The organism is Veillonella agrestimuris, from assembly GCF_943193065.1.
Lineage (GTDB): Bacteria > Bacillota > Negativicutes > Veillonellales > Veillonellaceae > Veillonella > Veillonella agrestimuris.
Map to the genome: position 1 here is coordinate 25438 of NZ_CALPCS010000007.1, position 18750 is coordinate 44187.

The 18750-nt window shown below is 39.9% G+C and carries 12 protein-coding genes; 3 read left to right on the plus strand and 9 right to left on the minus strand.

Annotation, left to right across the window (positions count from 1 at the left end):
- Positions 1–131 precede the first annotated feature (131 nt).
- The 4 genes from NFR29_RS04470 to NFR29_RS04485 form a co-directional block, all read right to left on the minus strand.
- The gene (locus NFR29_RS04470) at positions 132–902 is read right to left on the minus strand and encodes an HAD-IIB family hydrolase (protein ID WP_251423864.1); all 771 of its coding nucleotides are present in this window, start codon (positions 900–902) and stop codon (positions 132–134) included.
- A gap of 106 nt (positions 903–1008) precedes the next feature.
- Positions 1009–1281 (minus strand): DUF1653 domain-containing protein, encoded by a 273-nt coding sequence (locus NFR29_RS04475; RefSeq protein WP_251423867.1) that lies wholly within the window; start codon positions 1279–1281, stop codon positions 1009–1011.
- Between the two features lie 159 nt (positions 1282–1440).
- Positions 1441–2775, minus strand: coding sequence for a branched-chain amino acid transport system II carrier protein (gene brnQ, locus NFR29_RS04480; protein ID WP_251423870.1), 1335 nt, complete (start codon positions 2773–2775; stop codon positions 1441–1443).
- A 167-nt stretch (positions 2776–2942) separates the two neighbouring features.
- Positions 2943–4979, minus strand: coding sequence for a molybdopterin-containing oxidoreductase family protein (locus tag NFR29_RS04485; protein ID WP_251423873.1), 2037 nt, complete (start codon positions 4977–4979; stop codon positions 2943–2945).
- Between the two features lie 561 nt (positions 4980–5540).
- Here NFR29_RS04485 and NFR29_RS04490 point away from each other — a divergent pair.
- Complete coding sequence (locus NFR29_RS04490) at positions 5541–6680, plus strand: Ldh family oxidoreductase (protein ID WP_251423874.1); 1140 nt, start codon at positions 5541–5543, stop codon at positions 6678–6680.
- A 286-nt stretch (positions 6681–6966) separates the two neighbouring features.
- A complete protein-coding gene (locus NFR29_RS04495) occupies positions 6967–8601 on the plus strand; it encodes an L-lactate permease (protein ID WP_251423877.1) in 1635 nt (544 codons plus the stop codon).
- A 62-nt stretch (positions 8602–8663) separates the two neighbouring features.
- On the opposite strand, the gene NFR29_RS04500 is transcribed toward NFR29_RS04495, so the two are convergent.
- Together NFR29_RS04500 and NFR29_RS04505 are read right to left on the minus strand one after the other, a co-directional pair.
- Positions 8664–9503: an SDR family oxidoreductase gene (locus NFR29_RS04500; protein ID WP_251423880.1), complete on the minus strand. Its 840-nt coding sequence runs from the start codon at positions 9501–9503 to the stop codon at positions 8664–8666.
- Between the two features lie 158 nt (positions 9504–9661).
- Positions 9662–9943 carry a PepSY domain-containing protein gene (locus NFR29_RS04505; protein WP_251423883.1) on the minus strand — a complete coding sequence of 94 codons (282 nt, stop codon included), beginning with the start codon at positions 9941–9943 and terminating at the stop codon, positions 9662–9664.
- Between the two features lie 247 nt (positions 9944–10190).
- Between NFR29_RS04505 and NFR29_RS04510 the strand changes: the two genes are divergently transcribed.
- Positions 10191–11375: a multidrug effflux MFS transporter gene (locus NFR29_RS04510; RefSeq protein ID WP_251423886.1), complete on the plus strand. Its 1185-nt coding sequence runs from the start codon at positions 10191–10193 to the stop codon at positions 11373–11375.
- A 175-nt stretch (positions 11376–11550) separates the two neighbouring features.
- On the opposite strand, the gene NFR29_RS04515 is transcribed toward NFR29_RS04510, so the two are convergent.
- From NFR29_RS04515 to NFR29_RS04525, 3 genes are all read right to left on the minus strand, one after another.
- On the minus strand, positions 11551–15804 hold the full coding sequence (locus tag NFR29_RS04515; protein ID WP_251423889.1) for a 2-hydroxyacyl-CoA dehydratase: 4254 nt from the start codon (positions 15802–15804) through the stop codon (positions 11551–11553).
- Positions 15805–16198: 394 nt separating this feature from the next.
- The gene (locus NFR29_RS04520; RefSeq protein ID WP_251423891.1) at positions 16199–17227 is read right to left on the minus strand and encodes a nicotinate-nucleotide--dimethylbenzimidazole phosphoribosyltransferase; all 1029 of its coding nucleotides are present in this window, start codon (positions 17225–17227) and stop codon (positions 16199–16201) included.
- A 139-nt stretch (positions 17228–17366) separates the two neighbouring features.
- A complete protein-coding gene (locus NFR29_RS04525) occupies positions 17367–18680 on the minus strand; it encodes a dicarboxylate/amino acid:cation symporter (protein WP_251423894.1) in 1314 nt (437 codons plus the stop codon).
- Positions 18681–18750: the final 70 nt, after the last annotated feature.

An 18750-nucleotide genomic window follows, 5' to 3' on the forward strand; every position in this document is an offset into this window, starting at 1 on the left:
GTCAATAACGCAATGAATAGCATCTATGCTAATTTCACAAGCCCTTTTATGCACTTGTTAAGCCACGCCATATGCACCAGTTTTCTCAAAGGAATGTAAAACTGCTACCTTAATCATACAGTGCGACCACCTTACACCCATCCAAAGTATTTGCAAGCATTATAGATCCCGTCTTTGTCACAATCAGTGGTTATATAATCGGCTTTTGCCTTCAGTTCATCACGAGCATTCCCCATAGCAATGCTAAGCCATTCTGGTTTGAACATAGACAAATCATTGTACCCATCGCCGAAAACAACGACTTGGCTCGGATTCATCTGGAAATGTTCAATCATATCATAAATGCCCCGTGCCTTATCCATCGGTTCATAAAGGATGCATCCATCACCGTACCGAATCAAATCTTCCGTCATATGTCCGAGCCGTCGCTCTTCCTCTTCATTTTTGAAAAATACATACATTTTATAGAAATCTTCTACTTCGTGAAAGTCAAAATTCTTATCTACCGTCGTTTTAAATACGTCCCAGTCAGGATGCCATTCTAAAATTTCTTCGTACGGCGTAATTCGACCTAAGTGATTTTTATCAGTTACAGCCCACGGTATGCCATTTGTCTCTAAATGTTCTAAATATTGGATACACATAGCTCGGTCCATACCGTTCATCACTTTCAATTCGTTATCAATGGTCACGCTATAACCGCCATCAGCAACAAAGTCCACAAGTCCTGCTCGATCAGCAAAGCGCTTTGCATCCACTTGAATGCGCCCCGTCGCTAACGCCAATCGATGGCCTTGCTTTTTTAACTCTTCTAAACAGTATTGCGCACTATCTGGAATTATACCATCAGGCCAAACAGCTAAGGTATTATCTATATCAAAAAAGAAAAATTTCTGTTCCACAAGACCTCCTTATACAATCTATGACACCATCTACTGCACTATATAACGATATACCATGTACTGCACTAGATAACAATATGGTGAGCAATTACACAGCCTATCTCACTCACCCCGCATCTCGTCCTGACATCAATTGAAATCGCTTCACCTGCTTCACATCAGGGTATTTCTCTCGATCTACATCGCTCAAAAACATCACTAAAGGCCGTACATACATATCGCGGTTATCATATAGTTTTTGATATACAACAAGTTGTTCTCCCGTTTCAGAATGAGTGGCTACGTCTAATACATAATAGTACATTCCTTTAAAGTGACGATAGAGCCCTCCTTTTACAATGGTGTCGTTATTTATTTCTCTATCATTAATTATTTCCATAATCCTCCGCCTTTCACTTCATGTCTATTCTATTATATACCATGATAGACTAGATGATATATGCCACATTAGCAAACTCCTTTCAACTTAACAAAGAATATAAAAAAGCCGTCACCTCGTAATCACAAGGTGACGACTTTCACAGTTATACTGTTATGATTAATTTTTAGAAGTTCTTACGAGACTTTTATGAATTAAGCCTACAATAAAACCAAGAATGGCAAAGCTTACCCAACCCATACCAATCATTTGGAACGGAATATAGCGAACAAAAAGAGTTTCCAAGAATGTCGGTTCCAAACCAGCTGCTTCTAAACCGCTCATTAATGCAGAAATCATAGTGAATGCAATAGTCCAAGCGTACACAGCACGATGACCGCCAAATAAGGAATCGCTCAAAGCCAATAAAATGATAACAATTGTTAATGGATACAAGAGCATCAATACTGGAATTGCAGCACTAATAATCGTTTTTAAACCAAACATAGCAACACCAAAGGCTGCTAATGAGAAAATCACCACATATCCTTTGTAACTAATTTTGCTATAGAGTTTATGGAAATACGTACTACAAGATGTAATAAGACCGATGCTTGTACTCAAACATGCTAGCAATACAATAACAGCCAAAATTACTTGACCTGCAGCTCCAAAGAGATATTCTGCACTAGCAGTCAGTACAGGAGCACCTGTATCAAACAAACCAAAACGCTCTACACTAGTAGCACCAATATTGGCAATAAACACATATACAATACCAAGAAGTGCGACTGCAATAGCGCCAACTTCCATAACAGTTTTCGTTACAACTGCACGAGATGTGGCACCACTGAGGCGAACGAAGTCAATAACCAAAATAGCAAATACTACTGAAGCCAATGCATCCATCGTATTATAGCCATCAAGAAATCCCTGAAGCATTGCCGCACTCGGCGTAGCATATGTTTCTTGTGGCGCCGCATATCCACCAAGAGGTGTAATAAAAGACTTCACAATTAACAATAAAATGACTAATAACAAGGCTGGTGTTAAAACATTGCCAATGCGATTTACCAGTTTGTGAGGACTAATAGAGAGCCACAGTGAAATACCAAAAAAAATCACTAAAAAGAGCGGTTGTAGATCCATAACAACACCATCAGTAAAAGGCTTAATAGCAATTTCATAAGCTACTGTCCCTGTACGAGGTGTGGCAAACATAGGACCAATACTCAAATATAATGCCACTGTATAAATAAGACCGTAAATAGGATGCACTCGACCAGCTAATTCTTCGACGTCTTTCGTACCAGAATAGCCCATCGCCATAACGCCTAATAACGGTAATCCTACACCAGTAATAACAAAACCAGCTAAAGCCCATCCCACATTAGAGCCTGCTTGTTGACCTAATGCAGCTGGGAAAATAAGATTCCCTGCACCAAAGAACAGGGCAAACAACATCATACCTATCGCTAAATACGCACGCTTAGATAGATTTTGATGTCCATCCATAAGGTTATCCCCCTTTATTATTAATATAGTTAAGACACAATATTTTATATTATAACTAATATAGACATAAGGTACAACTAAAAGAGAGATAAAATATCGAAACTTTTTAATATTTTATCTCTCTATCTATTCTATAAAATTATATGATTATATACATTTATCTCTAGTTATAGTCGTCGAATATGGACTTGCACATCATAGAACGTACTGCCCCATCCTTCATCAGTAGGACGGCTCGCAGTGAGGGCGTTGATAGCCACATGAGGATCGCTACTTTGCCGTTGCCACCACAAACCGAGGGAGACTATAGTTCCACGCCGAACCGCTTCATCTCTATAAGCTCTAATTTGAACTGTGCCTCGCTCATTATAAATTTCTACTAAATCGCCATCATTGATGCCGCATTGGTCTGCATCTAACGGATTGATTTGCAATTTCATCGGTTCTGGATCATCATATTCCAGTTCACAAAAACTAGAATCTAATATGCGAATATCATTGCCATTAATGAGCCAGAACGGCGCATCATCACCATAAGGTTCTAGATAGTTAATTAAAGGGATGCGCTCTCTTGGATTGAAAATTTCGATTTTCCCAGACGGCGTTTTAAATTCCAATTTATGATTCTCTGGCAATCTAATTTCTACTGGTTCCCCTGCTAGCAATAGGTCCTCTTCCTCTTTTGAAAGTCCTGGAGCATCCTTGACGATAGCCTGAATATGGTCTACTTCTGACATCTTAAAAAATGGATCATCTAAACCCATTCTTTCAGCCAAAGCGGCTATAACATGCCAATTCGATTTCGATTCCCCTATAGGATCTATGAGCTGATAAGCAACGCCTAGCGAATAATGTCCATAAGGATTATATATATCATTATGCTCTACCGACGAAGTAGCGGGCAAAATAATATCGGCGTAGTTACAAGTGTCCGTAAAGAAGCGTTCATGGACTGTAACAAAGAGATCATCTCGCATCAACCCTTGACGTACTAAATTTTGGTTAGGTGCTGTAATGGCAGGATTGGTGGAATAAATATAGATACTGTGGATAGGCGTTGCATTAGGAGCCGTTTCTAATCCATGTTCATATAATGCATTAGGATTCGTTAAAAGATCCCCCAATAAAATCATAGGCATCACACGCGGCGCCGGTACAGGATTGTCAGGATTTTGCATATGTTCTTTATGAATAAACTCTCCTGTTCTAGCACTCGATTGGAGTCCTCCACCGAGATGTTGCCAAGCCCCTACAACAGCAGGCAAGCTATTAATACATCTACAGTTCATCGACCCATTACCATATCGCGACAATCCACTGCCAAGACGAATAAAAGGCGCCTTCGCTGTACCGTAAGCAATTGCCAATTCTCTCAGCTGCTCAACAGGAACGCCACAAATATGAGCCACTCGTTCCGGTGGAAATTGAGGTAAGACTTGCTCCACTAATTCGTCGTAACCTTGTACATATTGATCAATAAAAGCTCTATCATGAAGACTTTCTCGATGGATAATATGCATCAAGCCTAATGCTAAGGCCCCATCTGTACCTGGTTTTACGTACATGTGATGATGAGCTTGGTCAAAAGTATAAGTTTTATGAGTATCTATAATCCAAACTTGGGCTCCATTTTTCTTTGCCTTATTAATGTCGTGCAATATGTGGACATTGGTAGCCGTCGCATTGATGCCCCAAAGGATAATAAAATCACTGTGCTGCGCTTCTTGCGGCTTCATAGCGATTGTGGAACCGTATACAGATTTGAAAGCCGCCTGTTTAGCAGTCGCACAAATGCCGCCATCTTGATCAGTAGCGCCAAGACAGCGGAAAAAATAGTCTCCTGCTGCACCTTGTACATTTCCCATGGTACCTGCAAAGGAATACCGCAGGATGCTTTCTCCACCATAATTGGCAAGAGTTTTCTTAAAATTTTGAGCCACAGCATCAAGAGCTTCGTCCCAAGAAATCGGCACGAACTCACTAGGACCAATGCCTTTTTTGCCAACCCGCTTCAACGGCGTCGTCAACCGCTCTGGCGAGTGGATCGTTCGCTCATAGTGTGCCATTTTGGGACACAATGTGCCCCTTGTAAAAGCATGCTTTTTATTCCCTCTCACACTGATGACTTTATTATTTTCTACCCTAACGATAAGCCCACAAGCGTCGGGGCAATCGTAGGGACATACACTATTATGTTCTGCCATACACACACCATCCTCTCTATTTAGAACTACCTCTTCTATGTCTATCATATACTTTTTTGTCTACTCCGCCAATGTATCTCTACATTTCTATGAGACAATATATTGAATAAATGTTAAGGCTTATTTGTATATCAATTCATTTGTTATAACTTTTATAAATTTGTTTTTCATCTGTTATCACTTTTTTGAATATATACTCTTTAAATGTGCCAATAATATCGATAGATTTCGGTACTTATCTGTATTCTTTATGGGTCAATTTTTATAATAAGCAATCAAAAATTCACCTTATTTTCCAAAAATGCTATGCATGCATTACATAAATGCATAATGATTAATTTTTAGATATTTTCTACAGTTTCACCACTTTTTTATAATTTAATCACCCTTCCCTATATATAGTTATGCATATTAAGTAATGTATTTCATTATGTAAAACTATTCAATATTTCTATATTCTATGCTATACTGACAGTGTCATTTGAGAGGTATAGAACTCCTTATGCGATGGATATGGAGTGGCTATATCTAGTACATTTTTTCTGAAAAGAGGTTTTAACAATGGCAGAAGCAAAAAACACAGTGCTATTCCCTTATGAAACACTAAAAAAACTTTGCATGGACGCATTCCAAAAATTCGGTTTCTCCGAAAAAGAAGCAGACATCATCCAAGACGTGCTTTTGACTTCCGACTTATTCGGTATTCAAAGCCATGGTATGCAACGTATGGTTCGTTACCATAAAGGTATCGAAAATGGCTTGATTAAAATCGATGCAAAACCAGAAATTGTACATGAAACTCCAGTATCCGCTGTTATCGAAGGTAACGACGGCATGGGCCAAGTACTAGGCTACCAAGCTATGGAAATGGCTATCGAAAAAGCTAAAAAAACTGGCGTTGGTATCGTATCTGTGCGTAACTCCAACCACTACGGTATCGCTGGCTACTACGCAAAAATGGCTTCCGACCAAGGTTTAATCGGCTTCTCTTGTACAAACTCCGAAGCAATCATGGTTCCTACATATGCTCGTCAAGCTATGCTTGGTTCCAACCCAATCGCTTGGACAGTACCTGCTGATCCTGTAGATTTCTTCTTCGATTGCTCCACTACAGTAGTAACTCGTGGTAAATTGGAAATGTACAACAAAATGGCTAAAGCTACTCCAGATGGCTGGGCTGTAAACAAAGACGGCGTTCCTTCTACAGATGCAGCAGAAGTTCTTGGCAATATCTCTCGTCATGAAGGTGGCGGTATCCTTCCTTTAGGTGGTGCTACAGAAGTTCTTGGCGGCCACAAAGGTTACGGTAACGGCATGATCGCTGAGTTATTCTCCTCCATCTTGTCTCAAGGTGGCACTTCCAACAAATGTATGGTTGGTGGTCGTTCTAACATCTGTCATGGTTTCATGGCTATCGACCCAGCTGCTTTCGGTGACCCAGCTGCTATCAAAGCTCACTTCTCTCAATTCTTAAAAGAATTACGTGAAGCTCCAAAAGCTGAAGGTCAAGACCGTATCTATACTCACGGTGAAAAAGAATTTGAATCTGTTGCAAAAGTTAAAGCAGAAGGTATCCCTGTACTTAACGGTACAATGGTAGAAGTTCTTGAGCTTTGCGAAGCGTTAGGATTAGACTTCTCCTCTTACTTCGGCGATTACAGACCTGAAGCACCAGCTAACATGTTCAAAGGTAACTACTAATACCTGCCATCATAAAAATGGCTTAACTAGGACATGTAGTTAGCAAAGGAAAGGACATAAACTGGGTTTATGTCCCTTTTCTTGCTTTTATCCTCGATGTAAAAAACATCGACTTCCATTATCACATGTATGATATGTCTATATGTTATTTTTATTTAAATGTTGTATTATTTAACTTTTCAATTTCATAAAATAGCAATAAACTCATCAAAACTGTTGATTGGGGAGCTGCCTCGTCCTAGGCGCTATATAAAAGTTTATATTTAACGAAAGGATGATTCCTCAAATGAGTGCCTTAACAGTACTTTTAGCCCTTGCGCCAATCATCTGGCTTATTGTGGCTCTAGCAATTTTAAAACTACCTGCATGGAAGGCTACTTCCGTAGCAGCAATTGGCTCTTTTATTATTGCCATTACCTATTTCCAAGCGGATCCAATGATTATGGTATCTGGTGCCCTTGAAGGTGCGGCTCTAGCAATTTGGCCAATTCTTTTGGTTATTACTGCAGCTATCTTCGTATACAACCTTGTGGTTCATACGAAAGCTATGGAAACAATCAAAACCATGTTATCTTCTGTAACTAGCGATATGCGCGTACTTGCATTATTACTTGCATGGGGCTTTGGTGCTTTCATGGAAGGTATGGCTGGTTTCGGTACTGCTGTTGCCATACCGGCAGCAATGATGGTAGCCGTTGGTTTTAACCCATTAAAATCTATTATAGCCTGCTTAGTAGCAAACTCCGTTCCTACTACATTCGGTTCCATCGGTATTCCTGCTACAACGCTAGCATCCTTAACTGGCCTCGACCCAGTTCACCTTGGTACATTCATTTCTGTTCAATTGTTCTTATTAAACGTAATCGCACCGTTCTTCGTAGTTATGATCATTGGCGGCGGTTTTAAAGCTTTAAAAGGTGTATTCCTTGTAACACTATTATCCGGTCTTGCTCTTGCAGTACCAGAAGTATTGATCAACAAGTTTGTTGGTCCTGAATTGTCTGTAATTTCTGCTTCCATCGTAATTATGGCAGTAATCGTTATTTGTGCAAAACTATTGCCTACAAACGATGCTACTTACGAAATCCAACAAGCAGAAGCACCTAAAGTATCCGCTGGTGAAGGTGTGGTTGCAGCAATGCCATTCATCTTGATTTTCATCTTATTGCTATTAACTTCTAAATTATTCCCAGCTATTAATGGTCCTTTGGCATCTATTAAAACATCTGTGCCAATTTACCAAGGCGAAGGTGCTAAACCATATACTTTCGTTTGGATTGCTACACCAGGCATTATGATTTTCATCGCTGGTATCTTTGGTGGCTTAACACAAAAAGCAAGCCTCGGTGAAATCTTCGGTACATTAGGTAATACAGTGAAAAACTTAAAATTCACATACCTAACGATTATTACTGTTGTTATGACTGCTAAATTAATGACATATTCCGGTATGACTATCGAAATTGCTAATGCTTTAGTAGCCGCAACTGGCACTCTGTACCCAGCATTCTCCCCTCTAGTAGGTGCGTTAGGTGCCTTCTTAACAGGTTCTGGTACAAATGCCAACGTATTATTCGGACCATTACAAATCGCTTCTGCACAAAGCTTAGATCCTACAAACTGGCAAGATCTTGGCTTCTGGTTAGCAGCTGTCAACTCTGGTGCAGCTGGTATTGGTAAAATGTTATCTCCACAATCCATTGCGATTTCCATCGGTGCCGTAGGTCCTGCTTTAAAAGCATACTTTGAAACAAACAAAGACATTCCAGCTGAAGAAATGAAAAAATTAGAAGGTGAAATTGAAGCCAATGTTATTATGACAAGCGCATTCAAATACTTCTTAATCTTCATTATCATGCATGGTGCTATTGCTTACTTTGGTCAAGCTTACATTCATGACATTCACAGAATTTTCTTCTAAAAGGAAAAATAATTAAAAATAGGAGCATAGATATATCTATGCTCCTATTTTTATATACATTTTTAATTATCAATACTTTCACTTAACGCTACATAGCGATTTGCATCAGCAATAATGCTATTTACTTTATATTGTAATGCAGCCAAAGCGCTTCCACCAAGATATAAACGAGTTGGAGGCTGCTTCATGGATGCTACTTCTAAAATAACATCCGCTACTAATGCAGGGTCTCCAGATTGATTATGGTTTAATCGATCCAAAGAGCGCATAGTTTGTGCCGCAACATGATATTCTGCAATTTGCTTTTCTGGACGTTTCATAGAGGAATTATCTAAGAAATCAGTACGTACACCGCCAGGACAGATAGATGTAACTTGAATATTAAATGGCGCCACTTCTTCACTAAGCGCTTCGCCAATCATAATAACAGCTGCTTTTGAAGCTGAATAAATACCTTGTGCAGCTCCTGTTACAGAGCCAGAAATGGATGCTAAATTAATAATATGTCCTGATTGTTGAGATCGCATATGTGGCAATACTGCTTGTGTAATAGCTAATAAGCCAAATACATTTACATCAAAATTAGCACGCACTTCATTCATAGACATTTCTTCTACAGCGCCAAGAATAGCATATCCCGCATTGTTTACGAGTACATCAATACGGCTGTATTTTTTCATAACCGCATCAATAGCCGCTTTAATGCTTTCTTCTGTAAAAGCCATCGATAAGGCTGTAAACTCATAATTTGTAGAACCCATAGCATCCTTTACTTGTGCTTCCAATTTTTCTGCGCTACGACTTGTTCCTACTACAGCATATCCAGCTTGCAATGCTTTAAGAACAATTTGAAATCCCATGCCTTTTGAAGCACCTGTAACGATTAACACTTTTTTATCCATACAAACTCCTTTATATACAATATAGGTCTTATAAAGCCTACATAATATGCCTTATATAATTATAAAATAATATATTTTGAGAATTATAAAATATTATATACTATTAATTATAAAAAGGGTACCATGTCATATGACAGGGAACCCTTTTTATTGTTTAATTAGTTATCGCGTTCAACGCTCCATTTTACAAACATTACGTTTTCTGCATCAATTTCGAAATCATATTCATAACCGTTGTATCGAATTTCACCTTCATATTGAAGACGACCATTTTCATAGTCACGTTCGAATTCAGTTACATGTGCATATGTTGCACCTGGCACACGAGCTAACGCCGCATCAAGAGCAACTTGTTCATTAGATGTATACGCACTAACTACAGATGTAGCACCAATCGCCATTACAGCACCTAATACAAAGGTTTTCATAATATGTTTCATAAGTATCTCCTATCTATATGTACATCATCATTAATTGCCATTCCAATTAATTCAATACATAAACTAAAACCAATCTATATTTATTATAATCGATATAGATTGGTTTTGTCAAATTCATTTATTCCCTAAACTTGTAACCATCTTTTCATCATGCTACAATACTACAATAACTATTATTTCTATAAAACTAGATAATATATCGAGTAATTGCCATTCTGGTCAAGTCACCTCGATGTAGGAGTACCCTATGACAATAAAAAAAACCGTCCCTTTATACCTCGTTATATTTCTCGGCTTATTGACGGCTATAACACCACTAGCAACAGATTTATATTTACCAGCCTTGCCAATTATGCCGAGCGAGTTACAAACGACGACATCGCTCATTCAAATGACTATCGGTATTATGACCTTTGGGATTGCCTTTGGTCAATTATTGGGTGGTCCATTAAGTGATAAATTTGGTAGAAAAATACCTCTCATTATCGGTAATTTGCTATGTGTCATTGCCAGTATCGCTTGTGCTTACGCACCTTCCATCGAAATTCTCCTCATTGCCCGTTTCTTCCAAGGCTTTACAGGATCTATGGGCGTCGTTATTGCCAAAGCAATCGCTCGAGACTACGCCTCTGGCCAAGAGTTAGTGCGCCTCATGTCACTCCTTATGCTCGTCAACGGCTTAGCTCCCGTTATCGCGCCCCTTATTGGTGGTCAATTGTTACTCTTTTCTACATGGCGTTTTATTTTCGTTATTCTGTCCATTTTCTCAGCGCTCCTCTTCATAGGCTCCCTTCTCTTTACTGAAAGCCTACCTCCAGAAAAACGGCTTCAAGGTACGCTAGCAAGCGCCTTTTCTAGTTATAGTATATTGCTGAAAGACAAAAGCTTTATGGGGCAAACCTTAGTGCAACTCTTTGCTTTTGCTGCCTTCTTCGCTTATATTACGGGCTCCTCTTTTGTGTACCAAAACATTTTCCATTTAAGCCCTCAAGAGTTCAGCTACATGTTCGGCATCAACAGTTGCGGCCTCATTTTAGCTAGTTTCATTACCTCTAAAATTAGTTCCTTTGTAAAAGTCAAAACGATTTTACACTTCAGTCTATGGCAATTAACCATCGGTTCTACCCTATTCTTACTAGCCATGATCTTTGATTGGTCCTTTATTGCTACCTCTTTAATCCTCTTCTTTACGGTATGCACCGTATCCCTCTTTGGCTCTTCTGGTTTTTCCATGGCTATGGCGAAATATGGCCACCTCGCTGGCACAACCTCTGCCATTCTCGGCTTTTCTGGCATGTTCTCAGCCGGATTTGTAGCTCCTTTAGTCGGCATTGGCGGCGAAAACACTGGTGTTCCTATGGGTATCGTCATGGTCGCCTGTGCCGCGTTAGCCCTGATTTGTTACTACATATTTATCGCCAATAACGATTAGCTGCTAAGAACGATTTAATTGTAAAGATGGCTAAACGTTAAAGTGACTAACTTTTAAAAACGATTAGCGTTTAGAGATAACTAGATTCTAAGGACGGTTAAGTTCTAAGAACAATTGAAACAAAATAAAAGCTGTCATTCATAACATATATTGTGAATGACAGCTTTTATATATATTACTCAAACATAGTAGCTAACAAGAGTTTTAAACGATTAGCTTGATTTACGGCACTGGAACCAGGGTCATAGTCGATAGCTGCAATGCGAACGTCTGGGTATGCTTCTGACAAGGTTTTAACCATGCCTTTACCAGTAACATGGTTCGGTAAACAGCCAAATGGTTGCAGACAAACGATTTGTTTCGCTCCTTTTTCGATAAGGTCGATCATATCGCCAGTGAGGAACCAGCCTTCACCGCATTGGTTGCCAAGGTCGATAAACTGAGCTGCTTCTTTTGCCACTTCAGTCATGCGTTGCAATGGATCAAAGTGTTTCGATGCTGCTACGGCTTTAGCATATGGCAATCGATAGAGCTCTAGCAATTCCCGTGCCAATGTACCGAAGAAGCCCGATAACCATGTGCCATCTAAATGCTTAGCCCGATACGTGCTATCCATAGCGCAATACAAGAAGAAATCTAGCAAGCCAGATGTAACGACTTCGCCCCCTTCTTTTTCAATTAACTCATTGATATGGTTATTCGCACTAGGATGAAATTTTACATAAATCTCCCCTACTACACCAACCCGTGGTTTTGGTGTATCTTTACGGATTGGTAATTGATCAAAGTCGTTAATGATGTCTTTAATGTACTTATTGTATTGACGGAGACTAGCGGTAGTAATATTTTTCCGCAACTTCTCAATCCAATAGTCACATAAAGCATTGGCAGATCCCGGATTTGTTTCATATGGTCTCGTAGCCAATACACATTGCATTAAAGCATCGCCGTATACAACGGCTTGAATCATCCGATGCAAGAAGGTCTTCGTCAATGTAAAGCCTGGTTGTTTTTCCATATTGCTCGCATTGAGAGATAAAATAGGCACTTGTTTAATACCTGCATCAATCAATGCTTTCCGGAGATAGCCGATGTAGTTCGTTGCACGGCAACCACCCCCTGTTTGAGAGATGATAACCGCCGTTTTATTAACATCGTATTTACCAGATAACAGAGCGCTCATCAATTGGCCAACAACGATGATGGCTGGATAACAAGCATCATTGTTAATATATTTAAGACCAATTTCGATATCTTCCCGCGTAGGAGCTGGCAACATTTCAAAATCGTACCCTTCTGCTTTCAGCACTGGCTCTAACAGGCTGAAATGGAGCGGCGACATTTGTGGCACTAAGATTTTGTAAGACTTTGCCATATCTTTCGTAAAGACTACGCGCTCATAATCGTAAGCAGGTGTGTCGTCAACGACAGGTATTTCTGGCGCCTCTGGATTATGATGGCGACGCATACTCCGTTCCATTACGGATTGTAAGGAACGCAAGCGGATAGTAACGGCACCTAAATTCGTACCTTCATCAATTTTGAGAAGCGTATGAATTTTATGTTTTGCCGACAAAATATCTTTCACTTGATCCGCTACGATGGAATCGAGACCGCAACCAAAGGAATTGAGTTCTACAATTTGGAACCCTTCTGTACGGCTTACAAATTCAGCAGCTCTATATAATCGGCTGTGGTAGGACCATTGATCTACGACGCGGAGATGTTTGATGTCTTCTCCTAATGGAGCTACACCGTCTTCCGTAAGTACCGCCATGCCAAGGGATGTAATAAGTTCTGGAATACCGTGATTAATACCAGAGTCCAAATGGTATGGACGACCTGCCAAGACGATAGTCGGTACTTGTTCTGCTACGAGGCGAGACACGACCTTCTTCGTTTGCTCCCGATAGTCCGCCTTGCACTGTTCTTGCTCTGCCCATGCCACTTCTACAGCGTTAGTAATATCTTTTTTAGAGAAATCCAAATCTTTGAGGACTTTTACCAAGGCTGGCACAAGAGATTTTTTATCTGCCAATGGCAAGAATGGTGTGTAAATAGGAATTTCTTGGAGCACGTCTTTCATATTATTTTTGATGAGCTCCGGATAGGAAATGACCATCGGACAATGGTAGTTATTGTCTCGACTGAACTCTTTCGGGCCGTGCTGTACGCAAGGATACCACACTAAGTCAATTTGCTCCTTAGCTAAGTCCCGAATATGTCCATGTACGGCCTTTGCTGGGTAGCACGCCGTATCCGACGGGATAGTGTCGATAGCCTTATTATATTGATCTTTTGTAGTCGCTTCTGACAGAATAACTTCGCAACCCAAGGTGTGGAAGAAGGTAAACCAGAACGGGAAATCTTCGTACATATTGAGGACGCGCGGAATACCTATACGCAACTTACCGGAAAATTCTGGTAAGTTTTGTTTCATATAGTAATCGAAATAGCGGCGCAATTTAGCATCCACCATATTTGGTACGGGCTTGCGTTTTTCTTGAATCATATCACCAGCACCGCGGTCACAACGGTTGCCTGTTACATAAGTGCGGCCGTCAGAGAAGGCATTAATAGTGAGCATACAATTATTAGGGCACAGTCCACAATTGCGCATCGAAGTAGATACGTGCAAAGAACGTAACCCTTCAAGATCTAAAAGACCGCTCACTGCAGTAGCTTCTTCCGCTGCTTCAGAGGCTAATAAAGCCATTCCATAAGCACCCATCAAACCAGCTATGTCAGGGCGAATCACTTCGATACCCATCAGTTTTTCGAAGGCTCTCAATACCGATTCATTGTAGAAGGTACCACCTTGTACAACAACGTGTTCCCCTAACTCTTTAGGGTCTTTTACTTTTAACACTTTATATAAAGCATTTTTAATAACGGAATACGCTAAGCCAGCTGCAATGTCTGGCACTGTAGCGCCTTCTTTTTGCGCCTGTTTTACTTTAGAGTTCATAAATACAGTACAACGAGACCCTAAATCAATAGGCATAGGCGCTAACAAGCCTTCTTTGGCGAATTGATCGATAGGCAAGCGCAAGGACGTAGCAAAGGTATCAATAAACGAGCCACATCCAGAAGAGCAAGCTTCATTGAGGCCGATGTCTTCAATATAACCATCTCGCACTTTTGTACATTTCATATCTTGACCGCCGATGTCCAAAATAAAAGACACATCAGGACAGAAGAATTGGGCTGCTCGATAGTGAGCGATAGTCTCTACTTCCCCAATATCGATGCCAAGGGCGCGCTTCAAGAAGGCTTCACCGTACCCAGTCACACCAGAATGAGCAATGTAGGCCTCTTTCGGCAATAGGGAATAAATATGTTCAATTAATTCTTTCGATTTTTCTAACGGCTTTCCGTGATTTGGACCATAGTGGGAAAAAATGATTTCCCCTTTGCTATTAATAAGGACTACTTTCAATGTCGTAGACCCTGCATCAATGCCTAAATAACAAGGTCCTACCGTTTCTTCAATAGGCGCTTTAGGTGTAACCGCCAGGTTGTGACGGGCACGGAATTCTGTTAATTCCTCTTCGCTGTTAAATAGTGGCTCAATACGGTCTGTCGCTTCCATCGGCAACCCTAATAAGTCCCCAATTTCAGCGGTTAATTCACCCATCGTAATATCTCGACAAGATCCGCTCATGAAGGCAGCACCTATAGCGATAAACAATTCCCCATTGTCCGGAATGATGCGATGTGCTTCATCTAGTTCTAACGTATCACAGAAACATTGGCGTAGTTGTGGCAAAAACGTCAATGGACCGCCGAGGAACGCTACATTACCTTCTATTTTATGCCCACATGCAAGACCTGCTATCGTTTGATTAACGATGGCTTGGAATACGGATTTTGCAATATTTTCGTGAGATGCCCCTTGATTTAAGAGAGCTTGTACATCTGTTTTAGCAAACACACCACAACGAGCCGCTATAGGATAGATAGCATCAGCATTATTAGCCAACGCATTCAATCCAGATGCGTCAGTTTGTAATAAAGTCGCCATTTGGTCGATAAAGGCACCCGTACCGCCAGCACAAGAGCCGTTCATACGATGCTCTGCGGTTTGTCCTAAATAGGTTACCTTCGCATCTTCTCCTCCCAGCTCAATGATCACATCTGTTTGAGGATATAGCGCTTTGATGGCCTTCGTCTCGGCAATCACTTCTTGGACAAAAGGAATATGGACCTTCTCAGCCATCGCCATGCCACCAGAGCCGGTAATAGCTACCTGAACCATAGCATCTTCACGTCCCACTTGGGCCTCTTTGAGCAATGTATGTACAGTGTCTAAAATATTTGCATAATGTCGAATATATTGTTTGTACAAATATTGATTATGCTCGTTCATCAAAACAACTTTTACCGTTGTAGAACCAACATCAATACCCATACGCAATATAGGCTTCATACGAACCTCTCTCTTACTGAACTTACTATAAATCATATCTTACTAATAAATATATTAGTTATTTGTAATGATTCTTATATAATATAGAAACTCTTATACTTATATTATACAACATCAAGATTTATTATTTTATGAATGATATATATCGATAGTGTATGTTACATATGCAAAAAAGAGCTACAATGAACAACTTGCCAATTCATTGTAACTCTTCTCGGGGTGTGTAATGGATGAATTATAATTACTATTCATCCATACCTATTCGGTGTATTTATTATAATATAATTTATAAATTTTAGCAAAAACTTATTTATAAAATTTAATTATGTATTTATAACCCAGTAATTATCTTATATTTATATACATTTAATTTTCAAATTATTTTAATAATTCTCTATAACTTCATCATATCAGCAAAGGTACCTACATTAACAAACATATATTGTGTCGTTTTCAGCATTTGTACCATTAAAATAGCACCTGTTCCTTCCCCCATAGCCATATTAGCTTGAATCGGTACGTCCACTCTTTCAATATCAATTTCCTGTAAGGCAATGAGCATCCCCTTTTCCCGAGATACATGAGAAGGAATAGCAACTTGTTCAACTCTTTTATCTAAATGGAAAGCACAAGCAGCCGCAACAGCAGAAATAAATCCATCAATAACAAAAGGAATCCTTAACTCTGCACAACGCACCATAGCCCCAGTCATAGCCGCTATATCAAATCCCCCTACATGGGCAATAATGGATGGCACCGTTTGCAACGACTCTTTATGAAGATCCAATGCCTGTTGCACAACCCCACGTTTTCTCGTCATCAAATCTTCTTTATCAGGCCACGAACCAGGACCTACTGTTTCCTCTACTGAACGACCTGTTAACGCTGATAACACCGCTGCTGATGTAGTTGTATTACCAAGGCCCATTTCCCCAAAGGAAATCAAATTCACACCTTTGTTTACATAATATTGAACTCGTTCTTTGCCTGCTGTAAAGGCCTTATCAAATTCATCTATAGTCATAGCTGCCTGATTCATAATATTACGAGTCCCTTTCGCAGTTTTACGATCTACGCCAATACCATCATGACTAGCAATGCCCACATCTACAACTTCATAGGGAATGCCATTAAACTCACAAAAATGAGTAGCTGCCGTATGGCCTAATACCATGTTGCGCGACTGCTTTTGTGTCACTTCGTAGTTGTAGCCTACATAGCCTTCCATATTACAACCATTATCAGCGGCAAATATAATATGCTGCGGTTTAATGATGCCATCAATACGCCCCCAGGCATGGCAAATTTTCCGAAAATATAACTCCCACAAGCCTAATCCTCCAGGAATTAAACACTTGCTCTGGATAAATTTAGTTATGTCCTCTTCTAAAACTTCACGAGGAACCAATACAGTATTACTCATGATTCTATCTTTCTATATTATCTAACGTTTGTATATTGAAACTCTTCGTAAAAGTATATCACAGAAAACAATAAAAGACCTTATCTTTCGATAAGGCCTTTATATAAAATATCTTTCATCTACTATGAATCTGTCTAATTTACGCACCTTGCAACGCTGAACTTTCACCATCGTCATCGCCAAGTGTACCTTCTAGGTCGTGATCAACCATAGCACATACAGCAGAGTCAGACCATACGTTTTCAGCTGTTTCAATCATGTCGATAATTGTGTAGATTGGCAAGATAACGCCAAGCAAGCCTATTGGTGCGCCGATGGAGCTCATCAAGGATAATGTCAAGAAATAGCACCCCATTGGAACACCTGCATTACCAACAGCAGCGAGAACCGAAATGAACAACCAAGCAATCATAGTGCCCATTGTCAATTCGATGCCTGCATTTTGCATGACAAATAAGGATGTTACAAGGATGAAAGCAGCACAACCGTTCATATTGATGGTTGTACAAATTGGCAATACGAAACGTGCTACTGCAGGGTGAGCTTTCAAATTAGATTCTGCAGAAGCTAATGTAACAGGTAGTGTAGCAGCAGAAGATTTAGTAAACAAAGCAACAGCTACGGCTGGAGACATTTTACGGAACACGGAAATTGGGTTCAAACCGCGGAATAATAAGAACAACGGTAATACAATGAAGAATTGAATCAAGTTACCACCGATGATTACACCTGTGTATTTACCAAGAGCACCAACGATAACACCAGCTTCGATTTGAGCCGCCAATTGACCTGCGAAAGCAAGAATCCCAATTGGCAATACATACAAGATAGCTTTGATTAAGGTGAACAATAATTCTTGTAAACCAAACAATACCTTTAATACCGCTTCGCGACCTTCTGTTTTAGGCATAAATGCAAAGGCAAGACCTACAGAAGCGGAAATAAACATAACAGATAATACATTGCCTTGTAGGTATGGTTGCAATACATTATTAGGAATGGCAGATAAAATATGATCGTAATATGTAACAGAGCCAAGTTTTTCTGGCACATCTGCCACACCAGCACCGATTACGTCTAATGGTAAATTACCTGGTGCAATGTAGAGGTATAAACCTAATGCCACTGCAGATGCCGCAATGGTAGTTAACAAGGTGTACGCTAAAGCGTGACCAAAAATACGACCTGTATCTTTTTTGCCTCCCAATGCAGATAAAGTAGTAATAACTGCTAACGATACTGTTGGAATAGCGATAAATTGGAATAGCCGAGTAAAGACAGTGGCAATAAAATCAAATAATTCATTTAATACAGGAATGTTTTGCCATCCTAAAATAGCCCCAATGATAAGAGCGCCCATCCACAAAATAAATTGGCGCAGCTTTCCTTGACCACGACTTTGGAGCGTAATCTCTTTGGCTAGTTTGTCGACATTTTTATTATTTTCCGACATAGTAACACCTCTCCATTCTACAAATTAACCTACCTATGAAACTAAGAGTAGTTTCATACTTTACATTTAT

Coding starts and splice junctions, on each gene's coding strand:
- NFR29_RS04475 (WP_251423867.1), bottom strand. CDS start 1,281: ATGGAAATAATTAATGATAGAGAAATAAATAACGACACCATTGTAAAA.
- brnQ (WP_251423870.1), bottom strand. CDS start 2,775: ATGGATGGACATCAAAATCTATCTAAGCGTGCGTATTTAGCGATAGGT.
- NFR29_RS04485 (WP_251423873.1), bottom strand. CDS start 4,979: ATGGCAGAACATAATAGTGTATGTCCCTACGATTGCCCCGACGCTTGT.
- NFR29_RS04490 (WP_251423874.1), top strand. CDS start 5,541: ATGGCAGAAGCAAAAAACACAGTGCTATTCCCTTATGAAACACTAAAA.
- NFR29_RS04495 (WP_251423877.1), top strand. CDS start 6,967: ATGAGTGCCTTAACAGTACTTTTAGCCCTTGCGCCAATCATCTGGCTT.
- NFR29_RS04500 (WP_251423880.1), bottom strand. CDS start 9,503: ATGGATAAAAAAGTGTTAATCGTTACAGGTGCTTCAAAAGGCATGGGA.
- NFR29_RS04505 (WP_251423883.1), bottom strand. CDS start 9,943: ATGAAACATATTATGAAAACCTTTGTATTAGGTGCTGTAATGGCGATT.
- NFR29_RS04510 (WP_251423886.1), top strand. CDS start 10,191: ATGACAATAAAAAAAACCGTCCCTTTATACCTCGTTATATTTCTCGGC.
- NFR29_RS04515 (WP_251423889.1), bottom strand. CDS start 15,804: ATGAAGCCTATATTGCGTATGGGTATTGATGTTGGTTCTACAACGGTA.
- NFR29_RS04520 (WP_251423891.1), bottom strand. CDS start 17,227: ATGAGTAATACTGTATTGGTTCCTCGTGAAGTTTTAGAAGAGGACATA.
- NFR29_RS04525 (WP_251423894.1), bottom strand. CDS start 18,680: ATGTCGGAAAATAATAAAAATGTCGACAAACTAGCCAAAGAGATTACG.